Below are 25265 nucleotides of genomic sequence, written 5' to 3' on the forward strand. Positions count from 1 at the left end.
AAAGTCAATATTGATTTATAATTTTTTATCCAAAATTCGCACCTAAAATATAATTTAGTGTTGACAGATACAAAATAAAATATATTACATAATTACTCAAAAGTATTTTAAAAACTCAGAATTTTATTAATAGCTGTATCTTTCAATTGTTTCTTCTGGAAAGTCTTCATTTCTGTCTTCTAATTCTTTTTTTAACTTTTCTTTTCTTTTTGCTTCTTTTTGTAACTCTCTTTGTAGTTTTCTATTTGGATGAAGATTATCTAGATATTCAACACAATAGCTATATTTTTCTCTATCTCTTATGACTGATTCAGTAATTTGAGATGCTGCTTGTTTAGGTGATACTTTGAAAAACCCTCCTTTTTGTTTTTTTATATATGTATATGCTGCATCCCAACTACTTTCATGATCATTTCCTCCATCTCTCATAGTACAGAAAATTTCAGCTCCAAATGATCCAGCATTAACTTTGGATATTTGAATGCATAGAGGAGTGATTATTCCTAAAGTTAATAATATTATTTTTTTCAGCTTGAATCTTTGCATTAAACTTTTTTCTTCTATTTAAAAGTATCTTTTATTGAGAATATGTCTATAGAAATTTAAGATTTTATTAGTCCAAATAAGTTCAGGCATTTCACAACTAGGGGAAGAATTAAAAGGACGGTAATTAATCTTACTGCGTGTAGAGTTGCAACTGCAGGGCCAACTCCATATTCTGAACCTACTAAACTCATACCGCTAATACCTCCTGGCGCAGCTCCTAGAATTGTTGTAATCAAATCTATATTAAGTAATCTGCTTGTCCATAACCCAATTGCTAATCCGGTAATAACTAAAGTAAAAGTTATTAAGATAGCCGGCCTCCATAAGCTTTGAAGGTCAACTAATGAGTCTTTAGTTAAAGATGTGCCAATAACTGTCCCAATTCCAATTTCTAATAATGTTCTTGTTCCAATTGGCCACTCTGCTATATCCACTTTGCCACTTATGCTTAGTATGCTTGCACCTATTAAAGCGCCTGCAAGAGGAGCAGCAGGGATACCAGTTTTTAGAGCTAAGGCTCCAAAAATTCCACCTGCAAGTAGATAATAGATTAGATTTATGTTTGGCATAAATTATGAAAGATGTTTGGTGACAATATTAGAAAAAATTTTTTTTGATTGGGTTGATAGTCAAATTATATTTTTGTTTTATCTACTAATGTTCCCTTTTGTTGGCATAATATTATTTAAAGCATTAATTTTTATGTCTTCACAAGTTTCATACAGAGCTAATAAAAGCTATGTAAAGAAAAAATTATCTTTTTTTGAGGGCGGCCACCAGCTTGAAAAATTAGAATTCGCTCTTGCAATAGCTCAAACTAAGGGGGATACAAAAAAATCAATAATTCTTAGAAAAAAAATTTTTGAATTAGGTGGAAATGTTGAAGAGCCAGGCACTTAACTCAATTTCCCTCAAGATATTTAGATGCCACTAATAATGCTTCACCAGCTTGTTGAGCTGTTATTTTGCCTAGATCAAGCAGTGAATTACTGATAGCAGAAATTACTGTAATGATATCTCTATCATTTACATATCCTAGGTGACCAACTCTAAATATTTTCCCCTTCAAGTGATCTTGACCACCAGCAAGTAGGATATCAAACTTATTTTTTATTGTCTTTCTAAATTCTTCAGCATCCATTTCTCCAGTTTTTATTGCAGTAATTGAAGGGCTTAAGAATCTTTCATCAGCAAATAATTGTAGATTTAGAGCCTTTACAGCATTGCTCATTGCTAATTTATGTTTATTATGTCTATGGAAAATATTTTCTAAGCCTTCTGCTCGCATCATTTTCAAAGCTTCATCTAAAGCAAAAACTAAATTAACTGCCGGGGTATATGGATTACTGTTACTTAAAAGACTCTTTTTATAGGATTTTAAATTTAAATAAAATTTTGGTAAATTCGATTTCTCACAAGCTACCCATGCTTTTTGACTCATTGCTATGAAACTTAGTCCTGGTGGTATCATGTAGCCCTTTTGTGATCCTGAAGCAACAATATCTAGTTGCCATTTATCTACTGGTACATTGCAAGCTCCAAGACTTGTTACGCAGTCAACAATAGATAATGCTGTGTTGTGTTCCCGAATATATGAGCTTATAGTTTCTAGATCATTAATTACACCTGTTGAGGTTTCAGAATGAGTTAAGATAACTGCCTTTATTTCTTTTTGTTTATCTTCTTCTAATATTTTTTTGAATTCTTCTGGATTCAGGGGAGTACCCCATTGGGAATCAATTTTTATTACTTCTAATCCAAATTCTTTGGCAACTTTTACCCATCTTTCGCCAAATTTTCCATTTTCTCCACAAATTACTTTATCGCCTTTACTTAAGGTGTTTATTATGCCAGCTTCCATTGCGGCAGTACCACTTCCTGTAATTGTTAGAACATCATTTTGAGTTTGATGAAGCCATTGTAAATTTTTAGTAGTACTCTCTACGAGCTCTTGGAATTCCTTACTACGATGACCTATTGGATGCTTACTTAATGCTTGTAAAACTTTTTCTGGAACTGGTGTAGGTCCAGGAATCATCAATGATAATTTTTGTTGTATGGCCACTTTTTATTAAATAGGTCATTCTTAGATTAGTTCTCATTATATATTTTTCAATTACTTGATTTGAAAAAAGGATTTTCTTTACCAATATGGGTTGCTGGAGCTGCTAGGTCAGCATTAAAAAAATTAATAGGTTTTTCATTTGACAATTTTGAACTAATAAAAATTCCTAATGAAACAAAAGAAATAAAAATCGAGATTCATTCTGTTGGTTTAATTAAAGGTGATTCGCATTCATTAGGAATTACCTTTGCAAAGTCTGGCTTAGATCTTGACATTACACAAAACTTAGAAATATGGACGATAGCCTCTTTAGAAAAAATTTCTCTTAACAATCCTAATAAAACAAATCAAATCAATATTATTGCAGGATCTGGTGTTGGTATTAAAGAGAACACATCAGAAATATGTATTTCTGATTTTGCTAAAGAAGTTTTATGTGCAAACTTATTGGATATTATTCCAGAGGGTTTTAAATTGAATTTAGAAATTATTTTCCCAAATGGGGAGTTTTTAGCAGAAAGAACTAGTAATAAGTCATTTGGTATTGTGGATGGATTATCTATTATCGGAACTTCTGCTGAGACTTATTCGAGTGCTTCACCAGGTCAATTAGAAAAGGCTAAAACTAAGTTAGCAAAGTTAATTAAAAATGATTCTCAAGGGAAAGTTGTTTTTGTTATTGGTCAAAATGGTTTAAATTTGGCAAAAACTTGTAATTTTAAGTTTCCAATTATAAAAGTTGGTAACTGGATAGGACCATTAATAGTTGATGCTGCAATAAAAAATGTTAAAACTGTAATTCTTTTTGGTTATCACGGAAAATTAATTAAATTAGCAGGCGGCATTTTTCACACACATAATCACTTGGCTGATGGAAGAATTGAGATTCTTGTTTATTTAGCCGTTCAAGAAAAATTACCGCCCGAAATAATAGTCAAATTATCTCACTTAAATACACTTGAGGATGCCTTATTATTTCTTGAAAGATTTAATAAATCTATAGCTGATAAATTATTCCAAAATTTATCAAATACGATTGAAAAGCGTTCTTTTGCTTATGTCAATAGGTATGTCACAACGGATATGGAAATTGCAGCAATTATTTTTGATAGAAAAAGGGAAATAAGGTGGGCAGGAATAAACGGTAAAGATTATATTTCTTATTTTCAATGCGATTAATTTTTGCTTGATTATGCTTTTGTAAATAAATTGAGCTAACTTTTATACATGAGTCAAAAATCTTTAACAAAAGAACGAGATCCTTCAATATTAATTTTAGATTTCGGATCTCAATATTCTGAATTAATTGCAAGAAGAATAAGAGAAACTAATGTTTTTTCTCTTGTAGTAAGTAACTGTATTTCAATTAAGGATATTAAAAATATTAATCCTAATGGAATAATTTTGAGTGGAGGACCAAATTCTGTATATGACCAAAATGCGCCTAAATGTGATGAAAAAATTTTTGATTTAGGAATTCCTATTCTTGGCATATGCTATGGAATGCAATTAATGGTAAAAGAACTTGGAGGATCTGTAACTTTAGCAACTAAAAAAGCTGAGTATGGGAGAGCTCCAATAAATATAGATTTCGAATGTGATCTTTTTTCTGATGTAGTAGATAAATCTATAATGTGGATGAGTCATGGCGATTCAATTAATTGTTTGCCAGATGGATTTAATAAAATTGCTCATACAGAGAATACACTTCATGCAGCAATTTCAAATGATACAAAAAAATTATTTGGCGTACAATTTCATCCTGAAGTAGTGCATTCAGAGTATGGGATGACGATAATTAAAAATTTTGTTTATAAAATTTCTTGTTGCGAATCTGATTGGACAACTGAAACTTTTTTAGAGGAGACAATTCCCAGGATAAGAGAGCAAGTTGGCAATAAGAAAGTTTTACTTGCCTTGTCAGGAGGAGTTGATTCTTCAACTCTTGCTTTTCTACTCAATAAAGCAATTGGCAATCAGCTTACATGCATGTTTATAGACCAAGGGTTTATGAGAAAAGGTGAACCGGAATTCCTAATGAATTTTTTTGATAATAAATTTCATATAAAGGTTGAATATATTAACGCTAGGGAAAGGTTTATTGCAAAATTAAAAGGGATTACTGATCCAGAACAAAAAAGGAAAATCATTGGTGAAGAATTTATTAGAGTATTTGAAGAAGAAAGTAATAGACTGGGACCTTTTCATTATTTAGCGCAAGGTACTCTTTATCCTGATGTTATTGAAAGTGCTGGTACTAATATTGATCCTAAGACAGGTGAGAGAATAGCTGTAAAAATAAAAAGTCATCACAACGTAGGTGGATTGCCTAAAGATTTACAATTTAAATTAGTTGAGCCATTAAGAAAACTTTTTAAGGATGAAGTACGCAAAGTAGGTACTGCTTTAGGTTTGCCGGATGAAATTATCAAACGGCATCCATTTCCTGGGCCTGGGCTAGCGATAAGAATTTTGGGAGAAGTGACCAATGAAAAACTAGATTGTTTAAGAGATGCAGACTGGATAGTGAGAGACGAAATTAAAAAAGCTGGTCTTTATAATGATATTTGGCAAGCTTTCGCAGTATTGTTACCCGTTAAAACGGTAGGAGTTATGGGTGATAAAAGGACTTATGCATGGCCCATAGTTTTACGTTGTGTATCCAGTGAAGATGGTATGACAGCAGACTGGTCAAAAATTCCTTTTCATATTCTAGAGAGAATCTCAAATCGAATCGTTAATGAAGTGATTTCTGTTAATAGGGTTGTTTATGATATTACAAGCAAACCTCCTGGAACTATTGAGTGGGAATAGTCAAAGGCGTATAAAGTCAGTTATAGTCTAAAAAAGTTGGTTACACGTGGGTTACACGTGAGAATCTGTTATCCTATTTGCAATGGATCTCAACAGCGAGGTTACACGTAGGTTACACGTGAGGGTAAAATCTCATCTCTATAGAGAAATCGTATAAAGAGCATTTTCTCTACAGTTGGTATATTTAAAAAAAGTAAATTTTGATATGAAAAAAAGGACTGCTTTTTTTGGAGCAATATTATCTTTAATGCCTATTGGTCAACCATTTTTAGTTAAAGGAGGTGTCAGTCTGGTAACTTCCGCAATTATCTTTCATAATAAAAAAATTAACGCAGAAAGCGCAGAATTTTATAATAATCGTGGCATTGATAAGTTAGACGCAGAAGATTATGAAGGAGCAATATCTGACTTTACAGAGGCAATAAAAATCAATCCAAAACATAAATATGCTTACTATAACCGTGGAATTGCAAAAGAAGATTTAGAAGATTACAAAGGAGCGATATCTGACTATACAGAAGCAATAAAAATTAATCCATGGTATGCCGATGCCTACAATAATCGTGGAAATGCAAAATTAAATTTAGAAGATTATAAAGGAGCGATATCTGATTTTACAGAAGCAATAAAAATTAATCCAAAACATGAATTTGCATATTCTAATCGTGGAATTGCAAAAGAAAATTTAGAAGATTATAAAGGAGCGATATCTGACTATACAGAAGCAATAAAAATTAATCCAAAAGATGGTTATAGTTATTTGGATCGTAGTTTCAATAAAGTATCTATAGGAGATATTAAAGGTGCAGTATTTGACAAAAATAAAGGACTAGAAATATTTGAGAAAAATATTAGAAATAAAGTTAAGTTATCTACTAAAGATATACTTTATACCGACGTTTCATCTGACCCTTTATTCAGAGGTTTTAATAAATATGCTGGATTTGATGGTAATACTTATACAAGACCAATTACTTATTACCTTCACGATAAAAACGGCAAACTAAATTCTAAATTGTTGCCAAAACATTTTAAGAAAACATATGAACACTCTTTAGATGAAGAGAAATTCATTGTAAATTTTATTTCTAAGATTGATAAATATATTGACCTCGATTTTAAAAGAGTTTATTCAAAGACTGACGCAATGATAAGAATATATAAAACTAATATACATGAGGATAACTACGGAGCGGCGTATGATAATGGAGATAATGTTCCAGATAAATGGTTTCGATTAGATGTCGCATGGGGTGACCCTCCAATGGATATTCCAAAATTAAAAAAATATCCTACTTTATCCGTAGACAGTGCCTATACAATAGTTCATGAATTAGGACATGCCCTTGGTTTGGCACATTTTGATGAGGGTTGTGGAAAATATTGTAAATCTAATTTTGATCCCGAAGATATGAGAATTAATAGCAAGAAGACAGTGATGTCTTACAATAATTTTCTATATCCAGTAGATGATATGTTTGTCACAGAATTTGATTTAAAAGCATTAAGAAAAGTATGGGGTGTTGAAAAAGGGAATTAATTTTTTCTTGTTGAGAAATCGTATATCACTGACTTTTAAAAAGTGATTCTTGCAAATCGGAAAAATGATTATAAGGCGCAGTTAATGTATCTTCTCCACCACCACCACCTGTTGAATTACTCCAACTAGTTCCTTTTAAAAAATCATCTAAAAATATTGAGTCCCATTTTATAAAGCCTCTGTCTTCTCGATTATCAATTTGTCTAACGCTGTATAACACTCTCCATCCAATTTTTTCTTGCACCCCATGTTGTCTTGTTGCTAGTGAAATTTTTACATTCGTAACCCCAAAAATCTGCTTCATTTGAAGCATCTGGTGTTTTCCCAAGTTTTTTTTCTAACCAATGCCCTTTCACTCCAGCATGCTTTTTGTCATAACCTTCAATATTTGGTGATAAACCATATACATTTTTAAAAAATAATTCCTTTATTTTTTCTTTAACTGCATCCATACATACTTTTCAAGTAATGAAAATTACAGTAGCGGAATTTAATTACAAAGACAAATCAAATTAGAGATTGCCAGTTCTAGTGAATTAGAAAAGATTGCCTTGGATTTCTTCATCATGAACTGTCACAGGGTTATAAACTAATTTTGCATATTGTTCAGAATAAGCACAGTTTTTACATGATGAATTAGGTTCTGGTATTCGGTGATTATTGATTAAAGAAATCATTTCATCTATTTTGTTTTCAATCCAATCAGAATGCCAATTGTAAGGAACTAAATATTCATCAAAATTCATTCTTTTTTTAAATTCACCATCATCTCTTTTTGCGTTGCAGACTAAAAAATAAGATGTTTGGTGAACATCAAATCCCATTCCTCTTAGAAGATATGCATAAAAATCCATCTGGATTTTATATCCCTCATGATAAGGATCATCTAGATAGTCTTGTTTATCTACTTTCCCAAGTTTTGCCTGTGATTTGTAATCAACAACTATTAATTGCTTAGTAATTTTGTGCTGCCAAATATCATCAACTCCGCCTGTCAATATTATGTTTGTATCTTTATGTCTCAGCATCAATCCTTTGTGTAGAGAATTTCGCCAATCATCAATTTCTGGATGATCAAAAGGAACTAGATGACTTAAATCATTTTCAATAAATAACCGATGAGGTATTTGTCTTTCTCGACAATAATCAAATTCTTTTTTTAAAAGTAAATCTGTGGTCTCATTTAAAGTCCATCCTGGCGTTCCTGGTGGATCTAATCCTTTAACCCGATCTAGATAAAAACATCTTTTGCAGGTTAAAAAATTAGAAAATCTTCCTCGACTTATTTTAAAATCTTCTTTTTGATTAGGAGAATAAGAAGAAGAAGCTCTAGTCCTTAATCCAGTTGCTTTAACAGGTTCTTTTTTACTATTTCTCTTTAGATCAATCATTACATTATTAAATCCAGCAAGAGAGATTCCTCATTCATAGATTATCTAAATTGAAACTATTAACAAAATTTTTTATTAAAGATTACTCAAATTAGAAAAAATAAGAGGGCATTTGCTTGCCCTCTTCGAGTCGTATGCACCTCCCGGTCCACAAAGTCGATGAAGTGCTTTTGACTCCTGAATTATTTCTATTCCTAGTGAATGGGAAAAGATAGTCGTGACAACCACAAAGCACTTCTACTCGGGTAATAATACTCTATGAATTTCAAGTTAATAGGAGGACAATATAGATATAGATCTAGGAGGTCTTATGAAACTATTCAATCAATTTAACATTCTTCCAAGATATTTAACTGTGTTTAATTATGCAGGAATAAATCTAAACGAAACCCCAAAAGAACTTGAGAAATGCATTCCTGAGTTTCAAAACTTTTGGGAGAAAGAATGTAGAGAACATCCAACAAATCAAAATTGTTTAATTTACTGCGACTGAGTTTTTAATTTTTAGTCTTTATTAAAAAAGGAGGTTTTATGAAACTAACTACTCCATTCACCATTCTCAATCGAACATTCAATGAGATGGATGTAATCAGAGATGCAATGAAGAAAAGAAAATTGGCAACTGAAAGATTGCATGATGATTATAGAAAAATGTTCAAAAACAAAGAATATCCAACCATAGTTAATGGATATGTTTAACCTAGTACGACTAAATTAAATTAGTCATAATAAGTCCTAATTTAATGTAAGCAGACCGTAAGCAACATATTAATAATCTTCAAATCTATTGATATAACTACGTTTTAGCGTTAAGTCGTATAGTCGCTATTGATTTCTATATAAAGATATAAATCAAGTTATAACTGGAATCTCAAGGATTTAACTAGTGTCATATTGGTGTCAGAAAGATAAGATAAGTAGTAAATAATTTAATGATGATGTTAAAAATAAATAATTTACCGTGTGTTTTATATATATTTTTCTTTTTCTCATTCAATTCAAGTGCTTACTCAAAAGAGTTTCTTTTGACTTGTCTCAACCCACAAAATAATAATTTTCAGACCACCTATAAAATTAAAGATGATTTACTTAGTCGAATCCTAGGTAAATCAGTTTTTCATGTCAGTTCTTATGACCCTTTAAGAGATAAAAAATTCGTTGTTAATAAGTATGAAAAAGTTATAAATTTCAAAAATAAAAAAATTACCACAACCATATCTTCTAATAATAGGCGAATCATAAACTTTAAAATATATGATCTTGAAAATAAAAACTACACCCAAAGCGGTCATTATTTAAATGATTCCATCAAACCATTTTCGCAATATTTTTCTTGTTTTTAAAGAAAATTATTAAATTTATTACTGTCATATTAGCGTCATATGAATTATCAAAACACTGACTTCAGTTGTGCCGCAGCGGATCTAGACTTATGTAGTATATTCGCTATTTATATATACTAATTTTGCTAAACCCCCTATAGAGTGTTTTTTTCTTTAATTGAAGAAATCCATTATGTTTAATATCTAGTAAAAGAATAAAATTTAAAATGAAATACTAAATGCAATAACCATTTTTATTGTAATCAAGATGAATATCATGAGTCCATCCAGACTGACTTAGAAGCGAAAAATTACATGGCAAATTATTTTTTTCTAGGCTCTCACATATAGAAATAAATACTTCGCAATCCCGCTGAATTCCAATCGCAATTTCAGAATTAATTCTCTTAATATTTTTAGTCTGAGAAGATTCGATAAAATCAACAATTGAATTTTTTATGTATAACAATGTATTGATACATTCCTTCGGGTCATGCCATTGGGGATTTTTTGAGTCTTCATAAAAATAAGAAAACCTCCTAATTCCTTTCGGTAAGGATATAGATTCAATTAATTGAATATTATTTAGCAAGAAAAAACCTGCTGAAAAATCTGTAAATACATTTATTGTTTTAGAAAAATCAGAAAGGTACAAACTTCTATTAGTACGAACGACTATTCTTTCATATTCGCCTCTATATTCCTCTAAAAAAATTTGAAAAAACCAGTAAATAACTAAGCAAGAAACTGGTAATCCAACTACTAATTGCCCTATAGAAAGTGCAGACAAATAAGCAAAAGTCAATATAATTACTGCCATAAAAGAAGCAATTAGTAATATAGGATTCATTAGAGCACAAATAATTCTTATAGTTCTTCTTCTATGCTTATTAAGAGGATGTATCACTTTATTACTTGAAAGTTTTTTATATATTAATCAAATAATCAATCTTGCTTATATATATCCTCACATCCAGTAGTTCCTTTAGGGCATAGATGACAATTAGGTCCATCTGGTCCAGGCGGATTACAACCGCCGGTTGGGTCATAAAAAGAGTTAAACGTAAAAGTAACCATAGCAATAATAATCCAAAACAAATGAGGATATATAACTGAATATTTAAAAGTTTTTATTTGATTTTTTCTCGAATTGATACTAAAAATCTTTACCAGAGCAAAGAAGAGAATAACTATTACTAGTACATAAAGTAAAAAAAAATCTATCGAGGGTATCCACAAATTAATGTAAATAGTAAAAACAAGCAGAAAATAAGGAATGGTAATTCCTAACAGAAAAAAAAAGAAATATTTAATAAATCTTTGTATCCTTAAATGAATAGATTTACTCACTACAAAGCCTTTTTATAATTTGATTTGATTTATCTAAAAAATATAAATTAATTATCTCTGAATATTAATCAAAAAATAATGTTCTTATGTTTTGTAACATTGCATAATATCAAAAAATAACTTTAAAAATTAAAAAAAAATCAAGTGGTATTTTAGTGGTATCTTGATTTTTATAATGCTCAAATGCATTGCTATAACTGGGGTTTTAGGTTAGGTGGTATATTCGCTATTTATTTCAACATACTTTTTAGAAAGATCACATCCCCAAGCTGTCCCTTTCGATTCGCCAGAATTTAGATTGATCATAATTTTTACAATATCATCCACTAAATATGCACCATTCATTTTGGACTTAATATAGTCGGTAACTTTTTTCGAATCATATTGATTTAACTTACCCTGTTCCAAAATCTGATCATTACCTATATACAAGTCAACGTCATTTAGGTTGAAATGAACCCCAGAATTACCTGCAGCAGAAATGATTCTTCCCCAATTAGGATCACACCCATGTATCGCAGTTTTTACCAATGAGGAATTACATATTGATTTAGCAACCATAATTGCATCATCATTATTTCTTGCTCCTTCAACTAAAACTTCTAATAAACAATTTGCCCCCTCTCCATCTCTCGCAATATTTTTTGCCAAGTTTTGACATACAATATCAATACCTTTTTGGATAATTGGCAAAAATCTTTTCTCAATTTTATTGCCTGAATTTATTGCAACGAAAGAATCGTTTGTACTTGTTTCTCCATCAACTGATATTGCGTTAAAAGATTTTTTAACCGCAATAGAAATTATTTGGTCCCATTCTTCTTTCTCAATGCCGGCATCACAGGTTAGGAAAGCAAGCATTGTGGCCATATTGGGATAAATCATTCCTGATCCTTTTGCCAACCCTGCTATTTTTATCTTTCTACCTTCAATAATCGTCTCTATTAAAACTGTTTTCACAGTCAAATCAGTAGTTAAAATTGCTTCTGCTGCATTTTGAAAGTTATTAACTTTTAAATCAATCACTAAATTCGGTAAATTTTTTACTAAATCTTTGATTTGTATAGGAACACCAATTACACCAGTTGAGCACATTAAAACTTCTTCTTCTTTTATTCCTAAAAGTTCTGCAATCTTTGAAGTAGCAATTTGAAAATGTTGAATTCCAAGATTTCCTGTACATGCATTTGCTTGACCAGAATTAATTAGTATTGCTCGTACAAAACCTGAAGATTGCTTAATCCTTTCCTCACAAATATCTATACAAGAAGCGCGAACTATTGATTGGGTAAACATCCCACTAAAAATACTTCCTTCTGGAGCGAGTATAAGTGCTAAATCTTTCTTATTAGAAGCTTTTAATCCAGCTGAAATCCCAGCAAAAAGAAAACCGTTAGGTGTTTCATTACCTTCATCAACAAACGACCAAGTGGAATCAAACTGGCTCAATCTTTTTTTATCTTTGTAATTCATACTAACTTCTCTTTAATACTAAAGAAATAGATAATTAGATTATTATTAACTATATGGATATTATTCACAAATTAAAAAATAACCAAAGAAGAATTGGTTTAACAGGAGGTATTGCAAGTGGCAAGACAACTATAACTAATTACATTAGAAAACATAAAAAAATTCCGATATTAGATGCAGATAATTTATCAAGAGAATTAATCAAACCAAACACATATGGATATCAAAAAATTTTAGACTATTTTGGAAATCAAATAATTGATAATAAGAACAATTCAGAGAAAGCAATAAATAGAAAACTTTTAAGAAACATTATTTTTAAAAATTCAGAAAGTAAAGAATGGATTGAAAAACTACTTCACCCCTTAATTAAAGAAAAAATGATTCACGAATGCAGTCAATTCAAAAATAATCAAACTATAGTAATGGTTATTCCATTATTATTTGAAGCAAAATTTGAAGATATTTGCACTGAAATATGGTTAGTTAAATGTCCTAGAGAACTACAACAAAAAAGACTTATTACACGAGATAAAATTAGCGAAAAAGAAGCATTTGAAACCATAAATCTTCAATTAAGTTTTGAACAAAAAAACAAACTTTCAGATATTATTTTAGATAATTCAGATGATCAAAATAAATGGATCAATACTATAAGAGAACTTCTTTGAGCTTTTAGCTATTCAACTTTTCTGCAAGAAGTGTATTTGCAAGTTTAGGATCAGCCTTACCTTTCGTTCTTTTCATAAGTTGACCAACAAAAAAACCAAGTAATTTAGTTTTACCATTTCTAAATGCTTTAACTTCATTTGGATGTTCAGTAATCAGTTCATTGATTATTGGTAAAATACTTGAAGAATCAGATATCATAGCCAACCCTTTTTCTTCAACTAATTTTTCGGGAGAAATATTTTTTTGAATTAATTCAGGTAAAATTTCTTTTGCAATTTTTCCACTAATAGTATTTTTTGAAATCATATTAATCATTTCAGCAAGATTCTCGGGACTAAGATTTAATTCACTAAAACTAAGTTTGTTTGCTTTTAAATAGCCCACAAGATCACTTGTTACCCAATTTGAAGCTAGTTTGGCATCAGCACCATTAGTTACTGTTGCTTCAAAAAAATTTGCCATGTTAATTTCATCAGAAATTACCCTTGCATCATATGCAGATAACCCAAATTCACTTACATATTTATTTCTTTTCTTTGCAGGTAGTTCTGGTAGTTCTTTAAACCATATTTGTTTTTGGGCTTGTGTTATTTCAATTGGTCCTAAGTCAGGATCAGGGAAATATCTATAGTCACTACTACCTTCTTTTAGTCTCATACTTTTTGTTAATTGCTTAGCTTCATCCCATAATCTTGTTTCTTGGAAAATTTCTCCTCCATTTTCATAAACTTCTATTTGTCTGGCTATTTCATAATCACAAGCCTTTTGAATTGCAGAAAATGAATTCATATTCTTAATTTCCACTTTGGTACCAAAAGGAGCATTAGGTCCTTTTCTCACTGAAATATTGACATCACATCTTAATGAACCCTCCTGCATATTTCCATCTGATACTCCTAGATATCTAACTGTTCTTCTAATCTCAGAAGCATATTCAGATGCCTCTTTACCTGTTCTAATATCTGGTTTACTTACAATTTCACAAAGCGCTATTCCAGCACGATTGTAATCAACTAAGGAATACTTAGAACCAGCCAATCTGTCACTGCCTGAATGAACTAATTTACCGGCGTCTTCTTCCATATGTAGCCTTTCTATACCAATTTTTTTAATATAAGATTTTTTGTCTTTTTCTATTATTTCAACTTCTAGCCAGCCATTCTCAGCTAGTGGTTCATCAAATTGTGAAATTTGATAATTTTTGGGCAGATCAGGATAAAAATATTGTTTTCTATCAAATTTACAATGTTCTGCAACATTTAAATTTAATGCCAAAGAAGTTTTTACAGCGTACTCAAGAACAGTCTCATTCAAAACTGGAAGTGTTCCTGGTAACCCACAAACTACAGGATCTATATGTGTATTAGGTGCATCACCAAAAGCTGTTGACGCAGATGTAAATATTTTACTTTTCGTATTAAGCTGTACATGAGTTTCCAATCCAATCACAGCTTCCCAAGATTCCAAATTTTTCATTATTAAAAGTTTCTTTATTAATATTATTGGATATAAGGTAAAAGAGGACCAAAACACAAATAAAAATATTAAATATTAAATGACTCAAGAAACAAAAAATTCAATTTTAATTATTGGCGGTGGACTAATAGGGTTATCTATTGCTTATGAATTTGCTAGAAATAATTTCAAAGTTTTAGTTTTAAGCAAAAACAGAAATGAATCAGCTGGATTTGTAGCTGCAGGAATGTTAGCTACTCATTCCGAAGGGCTCAAAGAGGAATTACTAAAATTTGGACAAGAAAGCCAAAGTTTAATTCCAAAATGGATAAAAAGTATTGAAGAAGATAGTAAGATGCAATGTGGTTTAAAAAAATGTGGAATAGTAGTTCCTTTCAAAAATAAAGAAGATCTTGAAAAATTTCCTACTTATGAATATGGAAGGTATTTAAATCAAAAAGATCTTCAAACAGAAATTAATGGAATAAATTCTATTTGGAAACATGGTTTACTGTTTAAACAGGATGGTCAGATAGATAATCGAAGAAGACTGATGCGTGCTCTGGAGAGAGCATGCTCCTTGCATGGAGTCGAATTTCAAGAAGGATCAGAAGTCAAGGATTTGACAGTAGAAAAAAACAAAATTACTGGTGCAACAGTTTTATGTGCCACAGGGCAATTGAAAAAAATTAATTGTGAAAAAGCAATTCTATGCAGTGGTGCTTGGAGTAAAAAAATTTACAAAAAGATTCCAGTTTTTCCTGTAAAGGGACAAATGCTATCAATACAAGGTCCATCAAATTTTCTGAGGAGAGTTATTTTTGGGCCAAAAACCTATCTAGTGCCTCGTGATGATGGACTTATTATCGTTGGCGCAACAGTTGAAAAAGATTCAAAATTTAATCAGGGAAATACTCCGAATGGTATAAATCAACTGCAAGAAGGTATTCGATCTTTATTACCTGAAGCCATTAATTGGCCACAAATGGAACATTGGTGGGGATTTAGACCTTGTACACCAGATTTCAAACCAATACTAGGTAAATCTAAAATTGAAAATCTTTTTTTAGCTACTGGACATTATAGAAATGGGGTTTTATTTTCTGCAATAACAAGTGATCTTATTTTTAAATTAGTTCAAAATAAAAGTCTCAAAGAAATAGAAATAAGCTTTTTAGAAAAATTTAGTTTAGATAGATTTGAGATTTAAATTTTAATTTTCAGATCGCCATTTCCAATCAGAAGTTTCCCACTCACATAATTCCTTTTCGTTAAACCATAGATTAATTTCAAATTTTGCTGTGTCTTCTCCATCAGAACCATGAATTATATTCCTCCCAATATCAATAGCTAGATCCCCCCTAATTGTTCCAGGCTCTGCTTCTAGCGGTTTTGTTGCACCTATTAATTTTCTAGCACTCAAAATAACCCCATCGCCTTCCCAAACCATGGCAACAACCGGACCACTTGAAATAAAATCAACTAAATCGCCAAAAAAAGGTCTTTCTTTATGTACTCCATAATGATTTTGGGCAAGATCTTTTGATGGGATTAATTGTTTTAAACCAACCAACTTAAATCCTTTTTTTTCAAATCTGCCAATAATCTCAGCAACATATCCTCTTTGCACTCCGTCTGGTTTAATTGCAACAAAAGTTCTCTCTTTGGTCATTTAATTAATAATCACTCTATGTATATTCAACTTTTGGGTGGTAACTTGGCAAGTAATCATTAAAATAAAAGATATTGTTTTGAGTTTTTTTCAAAAACATTTCTTAATTACTAAAACATAAATTGACCAATTTTGAGCCAAAAAAATTACAGAAAAATTGGACTATTGAGGATAGTATTGCGACTTACAACATTGACAAATGGGGGGATAAATATTTTTCTATTAATTCCAAAGGAAATATATCAGTAACAAAAGATATAAAATCAGAAAAAAAGATTGATCTTTTTAAGCTTGTCAAAGAACTCAAAAGCAGAGAAATAAATACACCATTAATCATAAGATTTAACGATATCTTGAAAGATCGAATAAATGCATTACATGAAGCTTTTTTAAAAGCAATAACAACCTATAAATATAAGAATATTTATCAAGGCGTTTTTCCTGTTAAATGTAATCAACAGAAAAATGTACTGGAAAAGATAATAGAGTTTGGAAGCCCATGGAATTTTGGTTTAGAAGTAGGAAGTAAATCAGAACTATTAATTGGCCTTGCACTGCTTGAAAACCAAAATTCATTATTGATATGCAACGGATATAAAGATAAAAAATATATTGAGATTGCTACTTTGGCTAGAAAACTCGGCAAAAATCCAATAATAGTTATTGAACAAAGGGATGAAGTCAAAAGAATTATTCAAGCAGTTCAGGATCTTAAAGCGACTCCATTGATAGGTATTAGAGCAAAGTTATCAAGTAAAAGCAGCGGTAGGTGGAGCAAATCTATTGGAGATAATTCCAAATTTGGATTATCAATCCCAGAAATTATGTCAACAATAAAAGAACTTAAAGAAGCAAATCTGATAAACGAAATGAAATTGCTTCACTTTCATATAGGAAGTCAAATAAGTGATATTGCCGTGATCAAAGACGCATTACAAGAAGCTAGTCAAATATATGTTGAACTATGCAAACTAGGGGCCCCAATGAAATATATCGACGTTGGGGGGGGGTTAGGGATAGATTTTGATGGAACTAAAACTTCCTCCAACACTTCTACAAATTATTCTCTTCAAAATTATGCTAACGATGTCATTGCAACCGTAAAGGATTCCTGTGAATTAAACAATATTGAGCATCCAACTATAATCTCAGAAAGCGGAAGAGCAATAATTAGTCATTGTTCAGTTTTAATTTTTAATGTCTTAGGAACAAGCCATGTAAGCTCCAAACTAAAAATTGATGATGAAAAAAATCAATCATTAATCATTTCAAATCTACTTGAAACTTTCTATGAATTAAAAAAACTTACAAATAAAAAGATAAATTTATCTCAAATAATTGAGCTATGGAACGATGCAAAAAAGTTTAAAGAAGATTGCTTAGTCGCTTTTAGATTAGGATTTTTAAGTTTGGCAGAAAGAGCTTATGCCGAAGAAATTACCTGGGCTTGCGCAAAAGAAATTGCTAATAACCTGAATAATAATGAAATCAATCATCCTGATTTGTTTGAAATTACAGAAACTCTTGCAGCAACTTATTATGCAAATTTATCTATCTTTAAATCTATTCCCGATAGCTGGGCAATCAATCAGATTTTTCCAACAGCACCAATTCATAGGCACTTAGAAGAGCCATTCTGCAAAGGAAACTTTGCAGATTTAACTTGTGATTCAGATGGGAAACTAAATAATTTTTTTGATAATGGGAAAATTAAATCATTACTAAATTTACATATGCCAGAGCAAGATCAAGATTATCTAATTGGAATTTTCATGACTGGAGCCTATCAAGAAGCATTAGGAAACTTGCACAATTTATTCGGCAATACAAACGTTGTTCATATTGATATGAATCCAGATGATTCATATAAGGTCAAAAATATTATTAAAGAGGACAGTAAATCTGAAATTTTGCAATTATTGGATTACAGTCCTGCTTCTTTGGTTGAATCTATAAGAATTAATACTGAATCAGCAATTGATCAAAAAAAATTAACTATTGAAGAAGCAAGAAAATTAATTGATCAAATCGAGATAAGTCTCAGAAAAAGTAGTTATTTATCAGAATAACTTTCTAATGTTTTTTGCAAATAATTTTTTGCATAATTTAATGCAATATTTAACTGATCAATATCTTTAGCACCTGCTTGAGCAAAGTTAGGTTTTCCTCCTCCCCCTCCCGAACAAATTCTTGCAATCTCGTTAATTAATACACCTGCATGCAATCCTATTTTTACTGCATCATCACCAAAAGAAACTACAAATAACAACTTTTTGTTTCCTGGATTTGGTATTCCCCCAAGAATAACTATTGCTTTATTTCCTAAATGAGAAGTCAAATTAAGTGCTGCAGATTGCAAAGAATTTCCATCTAAGCCATCAATCTGATTTACTAATATTGAAAAAGAATTTACTATTTCTGCGGATGATTTTAGAGAAGAGTATTTAAAATATGCAATTTCATCTTTCATTTTTTGTATCTCTTTATTCTTATTTATAAGTTCTGCCTGCAAATTATTAACCCTTTCAAAGAGTTGATTAGGATTTGCTTTTAACAAATCACTTAGTTGATTTACTAAAGAATTTCTGTCACTAAAATAGTCGAAGGCTGATTGGCCTGATAATGCTTCGATTCTTCTTACTCCAGCTGAAATTCCTTCCTCACTAATTATTTTGAAAGAACCTAATTCAGATGTAGTTTTAACATGTGTTCCGCCACATAGTTCCATTGAAATTCCTGGCACATTAACAACACGGACTTCGTTATCATATTTTTCTCCAAACATGGCCACTGCTCCCATTTCAAGAGCCTCAGTCTTAGACATATTTTTTATTTCTAGGACATGATTTTCCATAATCCAAGAGTTAACGAGAGTCTCAATCTTAGAAATTTGATCTTTAGAAATAGGATTAGAAGAATTAAAGTCAAATCGTAATTTATTAAAGGCTACTAATGAACCTTTTTGGCCAACACTTTCATTAACAACTGATTTGAGAGCAGATTGCAACAAATGGGTGGCTGTATGATTTGCAGCAGCTTTAGCTCTTTTAGAGGATTTAACATTAGTCTTAACTTTTTGTCCAATAGTTAATATTCCTTTTTTTATTGTTCCATAATGTAAAAAAACATCTTTCTTTCGAATGACATTATCAACTGAGACCTCTACATCTTTTGAAAAAATCGTTCCAATATCACCAACTTGACCGCCAGATTCTCCATAAAAAGTTGTTTGATCAAGAACAATTAAAACTTTCTGACCTTCACTTGCTTGCTTAACTAATGTTGAATCCAGAAATATACCTTTTATTTCAGCTTCCGAAAGAAGTGAATCATAACCATTAAAAATAGTTTTATTAAATAAATCTATTTCTCGTTCTAATGATCCCTCTAATGTCAAATCAATATTACTTGAAGCAGCTTTAGCTCTCTCTTTTTGTGCATGCATTTCTTTCTCAAAACCATTTATATCTACATTGATACTATTTTCTTCAGCAATTTCTACAGTAAGTTCTAGAGGAAATCCATAAGTATCATAAAGTTCAAAGGCTTTAAAACCAGAAATTAATTTCTGCCCTGAAGAAATCAACTCATCAAGCAATTTTTCCCCCCTATCAAGCGTTTCCCTAAACCTTAACTCTTCAATTTTTATCTCATTCAAAATTAAATTATTATTATTTTTTAAATCAGGATAATTCTTTTGCATTAAATTGATCCCCACAGAAGCAATGTTCGGTAAAAATTCATTTTTTATGCCTAATAACCTCCCATGTCTGACCATTCTTCTAATAAGCCTTCTTAATATATACCCCCTGCCGAGATTACTTGCTGCTACTCCATCAGATATTAAATGAATCACAGCTCTAGTATGATCTCCAATAATTTTTAAGGAAATATTGTTTTTTTCATCTGAAGAAAAATAATCAATATTTGCAATCTCACAAGTTTTTTGAATAATAGGAAAAATTAAATCTGTCTCATAATTATTTTTCTTTTTTTGCAATATTTGAGCCATTCTCTCAAGGCCCATTCCTGTATCAATATTTTTGAATTTTAAATCTGTCAATTTTCCACTAGAGTCGCGATTATATTGCATAAATACAAGATTATAAAATTCAATAAAACGATCTCCATCTTCTAAATCAATATTCTGCAGACCTTTTTCCGGATTAAAATCATAATAAAGTTCTGAACAAGGACCACATGGACCTGTTTTCCCAGAAGACCAAAAATTATCTTTCTCACCTAGTTTCACTATTCTATCTGGATGAATACCAATTTCATCTCTCCAAATTTTTGCAGACTCTTCGTCTTCATGAAAGACACTCACAATTATATTTTCAGCAGATATTTGATAAATCTTAGTAACTAATTCCCAAGCCCAATGAATGGCCTCGCGTTTAAAATAATCTCCAAAAGAGAAATTACCAAGCATTTCAAAAAATGTATGGTGTCTAGCTGTAACTCCAACGTTTTCTATATCGTTTGTTCTGATGCACTTTTGACTAGATGTGGCCCTTTTTGATGGTCTTTCTTTTAAACCTAAAAAAACTGGTTTAAAAGGTAGCATTCCAGCGATTGTGAGCATAACCGTTGGATCATCAGGAATTAAAGATGCACTTGGAATGATTTTATGTAATTTTTCACTGTAAAATTTTAAAAAAGCATTTCTTATCTCATCTCCAGTAATTATTTTTTTTATTAATTGAGATGTCATAAGAATACAAATTAAAGAAAAGCGCAATTTCGGTTATTTCGCAAAAATAATCACGCTGATTTATATTCTATATAACTAAAGTTAATTGATAAAGCGAATTATTCTATGATAGCCTCTGCCCAGACAAGTAATTCTAAATTGGCACAAATAAATAACAAGTTAACAGTTCAATCTCACAACTTCGCTGATGATTCTTGTGCCATAAGATCTTTGGATTGGGATCGCAGTAGATTTGATATTGAATTTGGTTTAAGAAATGGAACTACTTACAATAGTTTTATTATTAAAGGAGAAAAGCTAGCAATTATTGATACTAGTCACGCAAAGTTCGAAGAATTATGGTTTGAAGCATTACTGAAAGAGCTAAATCCTCAAGAAATTGATTATCTAATTACAAGCCATACAGAACCTGATCATTCTGGTTTAATAGGCCATCTTTTAGAATTAAACCAAAATATCACAGTAGTAGGTTCAAAATTAGCCCTTAAATTCATTGAAGACCAAATACACATTCCCTTTAAGCGTTTAGAAGTGAAGAGTGGAGAATTTTTAAATCTAGGAACTAATCATAATAGCGGTTTAGAACACAATATTGAATTTATAAGCGCACCAAATTTACATTGGCCAGATACAATTTTTTCATATGATCACAGCACACATGTTCTCTACACATGCGATGCATTTGGATTACATTATTGTTCTGAAGAATTTTTTGACGCTGATCAAAAAGAAATATATGATGATTTCCGTTTTTATTACGATTGCCTAATGGGTCCAAACGCTAGAAGCGTTCTACAAGCAATTAAAAGAATAGATAAGCTACCTGAATTAAAAACAATAGCTGTTGGTCATGGGCCTTTGCTTCATAATCAAGTCAATTTTTGGAAAGGAAAATATCTAGAATGGAGTAGCAATAAAAGCAAAGGAAATGAATTTGTATCAGTCTGCTATATAAGCGACTATGGATTTTGTGATCGACTAAGCCAAGCTATATCGCATGGAATAAGTAAAGCAGATGCTCAGGTTCAATTAATTGATTTAAGATCTTCTGACTCCCAAGAATTAACAAGTTTAATTTCTGACTCAAAAGCAGTAGTGATACCCACATGGCCAGTAGATTCAGATAATGAATTAAAAGAATCTCTTGGCACTTTGTTTGCAGCATTAAAACCAAAACAATTTACGGCTGTCTATGATGCATTTGGCGGAAATGACGAACCAATAGATTCTTTAGCAAATAAATTAAGAGCACTAGGTCAAAAAGAAGCTTTCTCTCCTTTAAGAGTGAAAAATATTCCTGATCCCATTGTTTATCAACAATTCGAAGAAGCTGGAACTGACTTGGGTCAATTGATCAACAAAAAGAAAAATATTGCCTCAATGAAAAGCCTTGATTCCAATTTAGATAAAGCTTTAGGTAGGTTAAGTGGAGGATTATATGTAGTTACAGCTAGCCAAGGTGAAGGTTCTACATTTAGACAAAGTGCAATGGTCGCGAGTTGGGTTAGTCAAGCAAGTTTTTCTCCACCAGGTATTACAGTTGCAGTAGCAAAAGATAGAGCTATTGAATCATATATGCAAGTTGGAAAAGGTTTTGTTGTGAATATCTTGCGAGAAGATAACTATCAAAAAATGTTCAGACATTTTTTAAAAAGATTTGCTCCTGGAGCTGATAGATTTGCAGATGTAGATGTAATTAGCAACATCGCAGAAGGAGGACCAGTTCTGTCAGATTCACTCGCTTTTTTAGATTGTAAAGTGAGTTCCAGACTGGAGACTCCAGATCATTGGATAATTTACGGAATTGTTGAAAATGGTAATGTCTCTGACTTATCATGCAAGACAGCTGTTCATCACAGGAAGGTTGCTAATCACTATTAGAAAATAAATCTTTAAAATGTCAGAAATTACTATAAGCTTACTTTCAACAAATCACAACTTATCAAAATTTGAAATTACTGATAATTTTACTTGTATCAGATTTCTTGATAAAAATAAAGAAAGATTTGAACTTGAGTTTAATCTCGAAAAAGGAACCTCTTTTAATACTTTTTTAATTAGAAATAATGAAGAACTTTTTATTATTCATCCACCCGAAAAACAAAATTTAAATTCATTTAATGAGGTAATAGCTAACTTTTTTGATCAATTTAAATTAAATAAAATTAACGTCATTTCTGGCCATATCAATCCCCAAATTATAGAAACTATAAAAAACATTAGTACGCAATATAAGAACGTAACTATTACTTGCTCTAATCCTGGCTTTAAACTTATTTCGGAACTTTGGTATCAAAAAAATCCTAACTTAGAAAACTTTGATGAAGTTCAATTACCCACAATAAACATAATCAAAAAGGAACTTAATTTAGAATTAAATAACATTTATCTAGAGTTAATTCCTATTCCAACAGCACGTTGGCCTGGAGGACTAATAGTTTATGAACGCAATCAAGAAATACTTCTAAGTGAAAAAATTTTCTCTGCACACATCGCATCTGAATCTTGGTCTGAGACAAATCGAGTTAGTACAGAAATTGATAGAAAACACTTTTATGATTGCTTGATGGCACCAATGTCTAATCAAGTAGTATCAATAACTGAAAAAATTGCAGATTATGAAATTAAAACTATTGCTCCATTACACGGTCCGGCTATCGAATATAGCTTAAAAAGCTTTTTAAATGATTACATAAGATGGGGAGAAAATTTCTCAACAAATAATCCTAAAATCGCTTTAATTTATGCCAGTGCATATGGAAATACAGCCTCCATAGGAGATGCGTTGGCTAAAGGAATAAATAGAACTTCAGTTGAAGTTGAAAGTATTAATTGTGAATTTACATCCAATGATTTACTTATAAAATCTATCCAAAATGCTGATGGATATTTAATCGGATCTCCCACTTTAGGCGGTCACGCACCAACTCCTATAGTAAGTGCACTTGGAACATTGTTATCTGAAGGTAATAGAGATAAACCAGTAGGAATTTTTGGTAGTTTTGGATGGAGCGGAGAAGCAATAGATTTACTTGAATCAAAATTAAAAGACGGTGGTTTTAAGTTTAGTTTTGACCCTATAAGAATTAAATTCAGTCCAAATAAACCAAAGATTAAAGAGCTAGAAGAAATAGGGACTCACTTTGGGAGAAAAATTTTAAAAAAAGCAAACAAAAAACCCAGAAAATCAGATACAGGAATGATTACAAGTAAAACGGATCCAAAGTTACAAGCACTTGGAAGAGTTATTGGTTCACTTTGTGTTCTCACTGCATCTAAAGGAAAAGATGAAAATAATATCAAAGGAGCTATGCTTGCATCGTGGGTTAGTCAAGCAAGTTTTTCTCCACCGGGATTAAGTATCGCAGTAGCAAAAGATAGATCGGTAGAATCTCTTCTTCAAATTGGAGATTCATTCGCATTAAACATTCTAAGTGAAAAAGATTTTAAAGAACCTCTAAAAAGATTCACAAAACCCTTTGCACCAGGAGAAAATAGATTTGAAGGTTTAGATATGGAATTTACTCCTAATGAACAAATAATTATTCCTGAATCTTTAGCATGGTTAGACGCTTCTGTAAAAGAGAGAATGGAATGTGGAGATCATTGGGTAATATACGCCGAAGTACTACACGGTAATATACTAAAATCCGATTGTCTAACAGCAGTTCATCACCGTAAAAGTGGTGCCAACTACTAAATCTATGTATCAAATGTATGACTGAATCAAAAGATCTAATAATCATTACAGCTAGTTGTGGAAAAAATCTAGAACTTGCTGAAAAATTCCTTGAAAAAAGTAATGAAAATCAAATAAGTTCTGAAATTTTAGATCTTACCACTCTTGATATTCCACTATTTAATCCACGAATTCATAACAAAGAGAATATTCCAGTTGAAATACAAGAAATTAAAAAAAAGCTTTTCTCAATAGAAAAATGGGTGATTTGTGCTCCTGAATATAATGGATCTATACCTCCTATTCTCTCCAACTTAATAGCATGGCTTTCTATTTCTGGAGATGACTTTAGGAATTTATTTAATGGTCAACCAATTGCAATTGCAACATTCTCTGGGGGCATAGGCTTAGAACTACTTACCTCATTACGTATTCAATTAGTGCATTTAGGAAGTCAGGTATTAGGGCGACAACTTTTGTCCTCATATAGTAAACCTATAGATGTCAAAACTATTGAAGATATTATTCAAAGACTTTTACAGATGAAAAAATTAAAAATATAAACTTTAAAA

25 protein-coding genes are annotated in these 25265 nt (G+C 31.1%); 13 read left to right on the forward strand and 12 right to left on the reverse strand.

The window, feature by feature from the left end; genetic code table 11:
- Positions 1 to 126 precede the first annotated feature (126 nt).
- Positions 127 to 546 (reverse strand): DUF6554 family protein, encoded by a 420-nt coding sequence (locus HA143_RS00155; protein WP_209082659.1) that lies wholly within the window; start codon positions 544 to 546, stop codon positions 127 to 129.
- 56 nt (positions 547 to 602) lie between these two features.
- Positions 603 to 1115: an AbrB family transcriptional regulator gene (locus tag HA143_RS00160; protein ID WP_209082660.1), complete on the reverse strand. Its 513-nt coding sequence runs from the start codon at positions 1113 to 1115 to the stop codon at positions 603 to 605.
- A 133-nt stretch (positions 1116 to 1248) separates the two neighbouring features.
- Between HA143_RS00160 and HA143_RS00165 the strand changes: the two genes are divergently transcribed.
- Positions 1249 to 1446 carry a hypothetical protein gene (locus HA143_RS00165; protein WP_209082661.1) on the forward strand — a complete coding sequence of 66 codons (198 nt, stop codon included), beginning with the start codon at positions 1249 to 1251 and terminating at the stop codon, positions 1444 to 1446.
- Between the two features lies 1 nt (position 1447).
- On the opposite strand, the gene HA143_RS00170 is transcribed toward HA143_RS00165, so the two are convergent.
- Positions 1448 to 2584 carry a pyridoxal-phosphate-dependent aminotransferase family protein gene (locus tag HA143_RS00170; protein ID WP_209084352.1) on the reverse strand — a complete coding sequence of 379 codons (1137 nt, stop codon included), beginning with the start codon at positions 2582 to 2584 and terminating at the stop codon, positions 1448 to 1450.
- A gap of 87 nt (positions 2585 to 2671) precedes the next feature.
- Here HA143_RS00170 and cbiD point away from each other — a divergent pair, with 87 nt between their 5' ends.
- The 3 genes from cbiD to HA143_RS00185 all read left to right on the forward strand — a co-directional run bounded on the left by cbiD (position 2672) and on the right by HA143_RS00185 (position 6965).
- Positions 2672 to 3790 (forward strand): cobalt-precorrin-5B (C(1))-methyltransferase CbiD, encoded by a 1119-nt coding sequence (cbiD, locus tag HA143_RS00175; protein ID WP_209082662.1) that lies wholly within the window; start codon positions 2672 to 2674, stop codon positions 3788 to 3790.
- Positions 3791 to 3838: 48 nt separating this feature from the next.
- Positions 3839 to 5425, forward strand: a complete 1587-nt coding sequence (gene guaA / locus HA143_RS00180) for a glutamine-hydrolyzing GMP synthase (protein ID WP_209082663.1) — start codon at positions 3839 to 3841, stop codon at positions 5423 to 5425.
- Between the two features lie 205 nt (positions 5426 to 5630).
- Positions 5631 to 6965: a tetratricopeptide repeat protein gene (locus tag HA143_RS00185; RefSeq protein WP_209082664.1), complete on the forward strand. Its 1335-nt coding sequence runs from the start codon at positions 5631 to 5633 to the stop codon at positions 6963 to 6965.
- 25 nt (positions 6966 to 6990) lie between these two features.
- Here the strand turns inward: HA143_RS00185 and HA143_RS00190 are convergent, their stop codons facing one another.
- The 3 genes from HA143_RS00190 to HA143_RS00200 form a co-directional block, all read right to left on the reverse strand.
- A complete protein-coding gene (locus HA143_RS00190; RefSeq protein ID WP_209082665.1) occupies positions 6991 to 7185 on the reverse strand; it encodes a hypothetical protein in 195 nt (64 codons plus the stop codon).
- Complete coding sequence (locus HA143_RS00195) at positions 7169 to 7417, reverse strand: LlaMI family restriction endonuclease (RefSeq protein WP_209082666.1); 249 nt, start codon at positions 7415 to 7417, stop codon at positions 7169 to 7171. Before HA143_RS00195 ends, HA143_RS00190 begins: the two co-directional genes overlap by 17 nt.
- A gap of 84 nt (positions 7418 to 7501) precedes the next feature.
- Positions 7502 to 8356 (reverse strand): PD-(D/E)XK nuclease family protein, encoded by an 855-nt coding sequence (locus tag HA143_RS00200; protein WP_209082667.1) that lies wholly within the window; start codon positions 8354 to 8356, stop codon positions 7502 to 7504.
- A gap of 310 nt (positions 8357 to 8666) precedes the next feature.
- Between HA143_RS00200 and HA143_RS00205 the strand changes: the two genes are divergently transcribed.
- The 3 genes from HA143_RS00205 to HA143_RS00215 all read left to right on the forward strand — a co-directional run bounded on the left by HA143_RS00205 (position 8667) and on the right by HA143_RS00215 (position 9699).
- Positions 8667 to 8849 carry a hypothetical protein gene (locus HA143_RS00205; protein WP_209082668.1) on the forward strand — a complete coding sequence of 61 codons (183 nt, stop codon included), beginning with the start codon at positions 8667 to 8669 and terminating at the stop codon, positions 8847 to 8849.
- A gap of 38 nt (positions 8850 to 8887) precedes the next feature.
- Positions 8888 to 9055 carry a hypothetical protein gene (locus tag HA143_RS00210; protein ID WP_209082669.1) on the forward strand — a complete coding sequence of 56 codons (168 nt, stop codon included), beginning with the start codon at positions 8888 to 8890 and terminating at the stop codon, positions 9053 to 9055.
- A 326-nt stretch (positions 9056 to 9381) separates the two neighbouring features.
- Positions 9382 to 9699 carry a hypothetical protein gene (locus HA143_RS00215; RefSeq protein WP_209082670.1) on the forward strand — a complete coding sequence of 106 codons (318 nt, stop codon included), beginning with the start codon at positions 9382 to 9384 and terminating at the stop codon, positions 9697 to 9699.
- A gap of 214 nt (positions 9700 to 9913) precedes the next feature.
- Here the strand turns inward: HA143_RS00215 and HA143_RS00220 are convergent, their stop codons facing one another.
- The 3 genes from HA143_RS00220 to argJ form a co-directional block, all read right to left on the reverse strand.
- Positions 9914 to 10585 carry a hypothetical protein gene (locus HA143_RS00220; RefSeq protein ID WP_209082671.1) on the reverse strand — a complete coding sequence of 224 codons (672 nt, stop codon included), beginning with the start codon at positions 10583 to 10585 and terminating at the stop codon, positions 9914 to 9916.
- 38 nt (positions 10586 to 10623) lie between these two features.
- Positions 10624 to 10755 carry a hypothetical protein gene (locus HA143_RS09775; protein WP_257469963.1) on the reverse strand — a complete coding sequence of 44 codons (132 nt, stop codon included), beginning with the start codon at positions 10753 to 10755 and terminating at the stop codon, positions 10624 to 10626.
- Between the two features lie 483 nt (positions 10756 to 11238).
- Positions 11239 to 12477 (reverse strand): bifunctional glutamate N-acetyltransferase/amino-acid acetyltransferase ArgJ, encoded by a 1239-nt coding sequence (argJ, locus tag HA143_RS00225; protein ID WP_209084354.1) that lies wholly within the window; start codon positions 12475 to 12477, stop codon positions 11239 to 11241.
- A gap of 77 nt (positions 12478 to 12554) precedes the next feature.
- Between argJ and coaE the strand changes: the two genes are divergently transcribed.
- The gene (gene coaE / locus HA143_RS00230; RefSeq protein ID WP_209082672.1) at positions 12555 to 13172 is read left to right on the forward strand and encodes a dephospho-CoA kinase; all 618 of its coding nucleotides are present in this window, start codon (positions 12555 to 12557) and stop codon (positions 13170 to 13172) included.
- Positions 13173 to 13176: 4 nt separating this feature from the next.
- Here coaE and gatB read toward each other — a convergent pair whose 3' ends face one another.
- Positions 13177 to 14649 carry an Asp-tRNA(Asn)/Glu-tRNA(Gln) amidotransferase subunit GatB gene (gene gatB / locus HA143_RS00235; RefSeq protein WP_209082673.1) on the reverse strand — a complete coding sequence of 491 codons (1473 nt, stop codon included), beginning with the start codon at positions 14647 to 14649 and terminating at the stop codon, positions 13177 to 13179.
- 79 nt (positions 14650 to 14728) lie between these two features.
- On the opposite strand from gatB, the gene thiO reads away from it, so the two are divergent.
- Positions 14729 to 15838 (forward strand): glycine oxidase ThiO, encoded by a 1110-nt coding sequence (thiO, locus tag HA143_RS00240; protein ID WP_209082674.1) that lies wholly within the window; start codon positions 14729 to 14731, stop codon positions 15836 to 15838.
- A gap of 3 nt (positions 15839 to 15841) precedes the next feature.
- On the opposite strand, the gene ndk is transcribed toward thiO, so the two are convergent.
- The gene (gene ndk / locus HA143_RS00245; RefSeq protein WP_209082675.1) at positions 15842 to 16300 is read right to left on the reverse strand and encodes a nucleoside-diphosphate kinase; all 459 of its coding nucleotides are present in this window, start codon (positions 16298 to 16300) and stop codon (positions 15842 to 15844) included.
- A 122-nt stretch (positions 16301 to 16422) separates the two neighbouring features.
- Here ndk and speA point away from each other — a divergent pair, with 122 nt between their 5' ends.
- The gene (gene speA, locus HA143_RS00250; RefSeq protein WP_209082676.1) at positions 16423 to 18369 is read left to right on the forward strand and encodes a biosynthetic arginine decarboxylase; all 1947 of its coding nucleotides are present in this window, start codon (positions 16423 to 16425) and stop codon (positions 18367 to 18369) included.
- On the opposite strand, the gene alaS is transcribed toward speA, so the two are convergent.
- Positions 18354 to 21014: an alanine--tRNA ligase gene (gene alaS, locus HA143_RS00255; RefSeq protein ID WP_209082677.1), complete on the reverse strand. Its 2661-nt coding sequence runs from the start codon at positions 21012 to 21014 to the stop codon at positions 18354 to 18356. The genes speA and alaS overlap by 16 nt on opposite strands.
- 105 nt (positions 21015 to 21119) lie before the next feature.
- Between alaS and HA143_RS00260 the strand changes: the two genes are divergently transcribed.
- Genes HA143_RS00260 through HA143_RS00270 form a run of 3 tightly spaced genes read left to right on the forward strand, consistent with a single transcriptional unit; the run spans position 21120 to position 25256 of the window.
- On the forward strand, positions 21120 to 22895 hold the full coding sequence (locus HA143_RS00260; protein ID WP_209082678.1) for a diflavin flavoprotein: 1776 nt from the start codon (positions 21120 to 21122) through the stop codon (positions 22893 to 22895).
- A gap of 16 nt (positions 22896 to 22911) precedes the next feature.
- Complete coding sequence (locus HA143_RS00265; protein WP_209082679.1) at positions 22912 to 24714, forward strand: diflavin flavoprotein; 1803 nt, start codon at positions 22912 to 22914, stop codon at positions 24712 to 24714.
- 17 nt (positions 24715 to 24731) lie between these two features.
- Complete coding sequence (locus HA143_RS00270; RefSeq protein WP_209082680.1) at positions 24732 to 25256, forward strand: NAD(P)H-dependent oxidoreductase; 525 nt, start codon at positions 24732 to 24734, stop codon at positions 25254 to 25256.
- The last annotated feature ends 9 nt before the right edge of the window (positions 25257 to 25265 follow it).

The sequence above is a fragment of the Prochlorococcus marinus CUG1415 genome (genome assembly GCF_017696015.1).
Lineage (GTDB): Bacteria > Cyanobacteriota > Cyanobacteriia > PCC-6307 > Cyanobiaceae > Prochlorococcus_A > Prochlorococcus_A marinus_AE.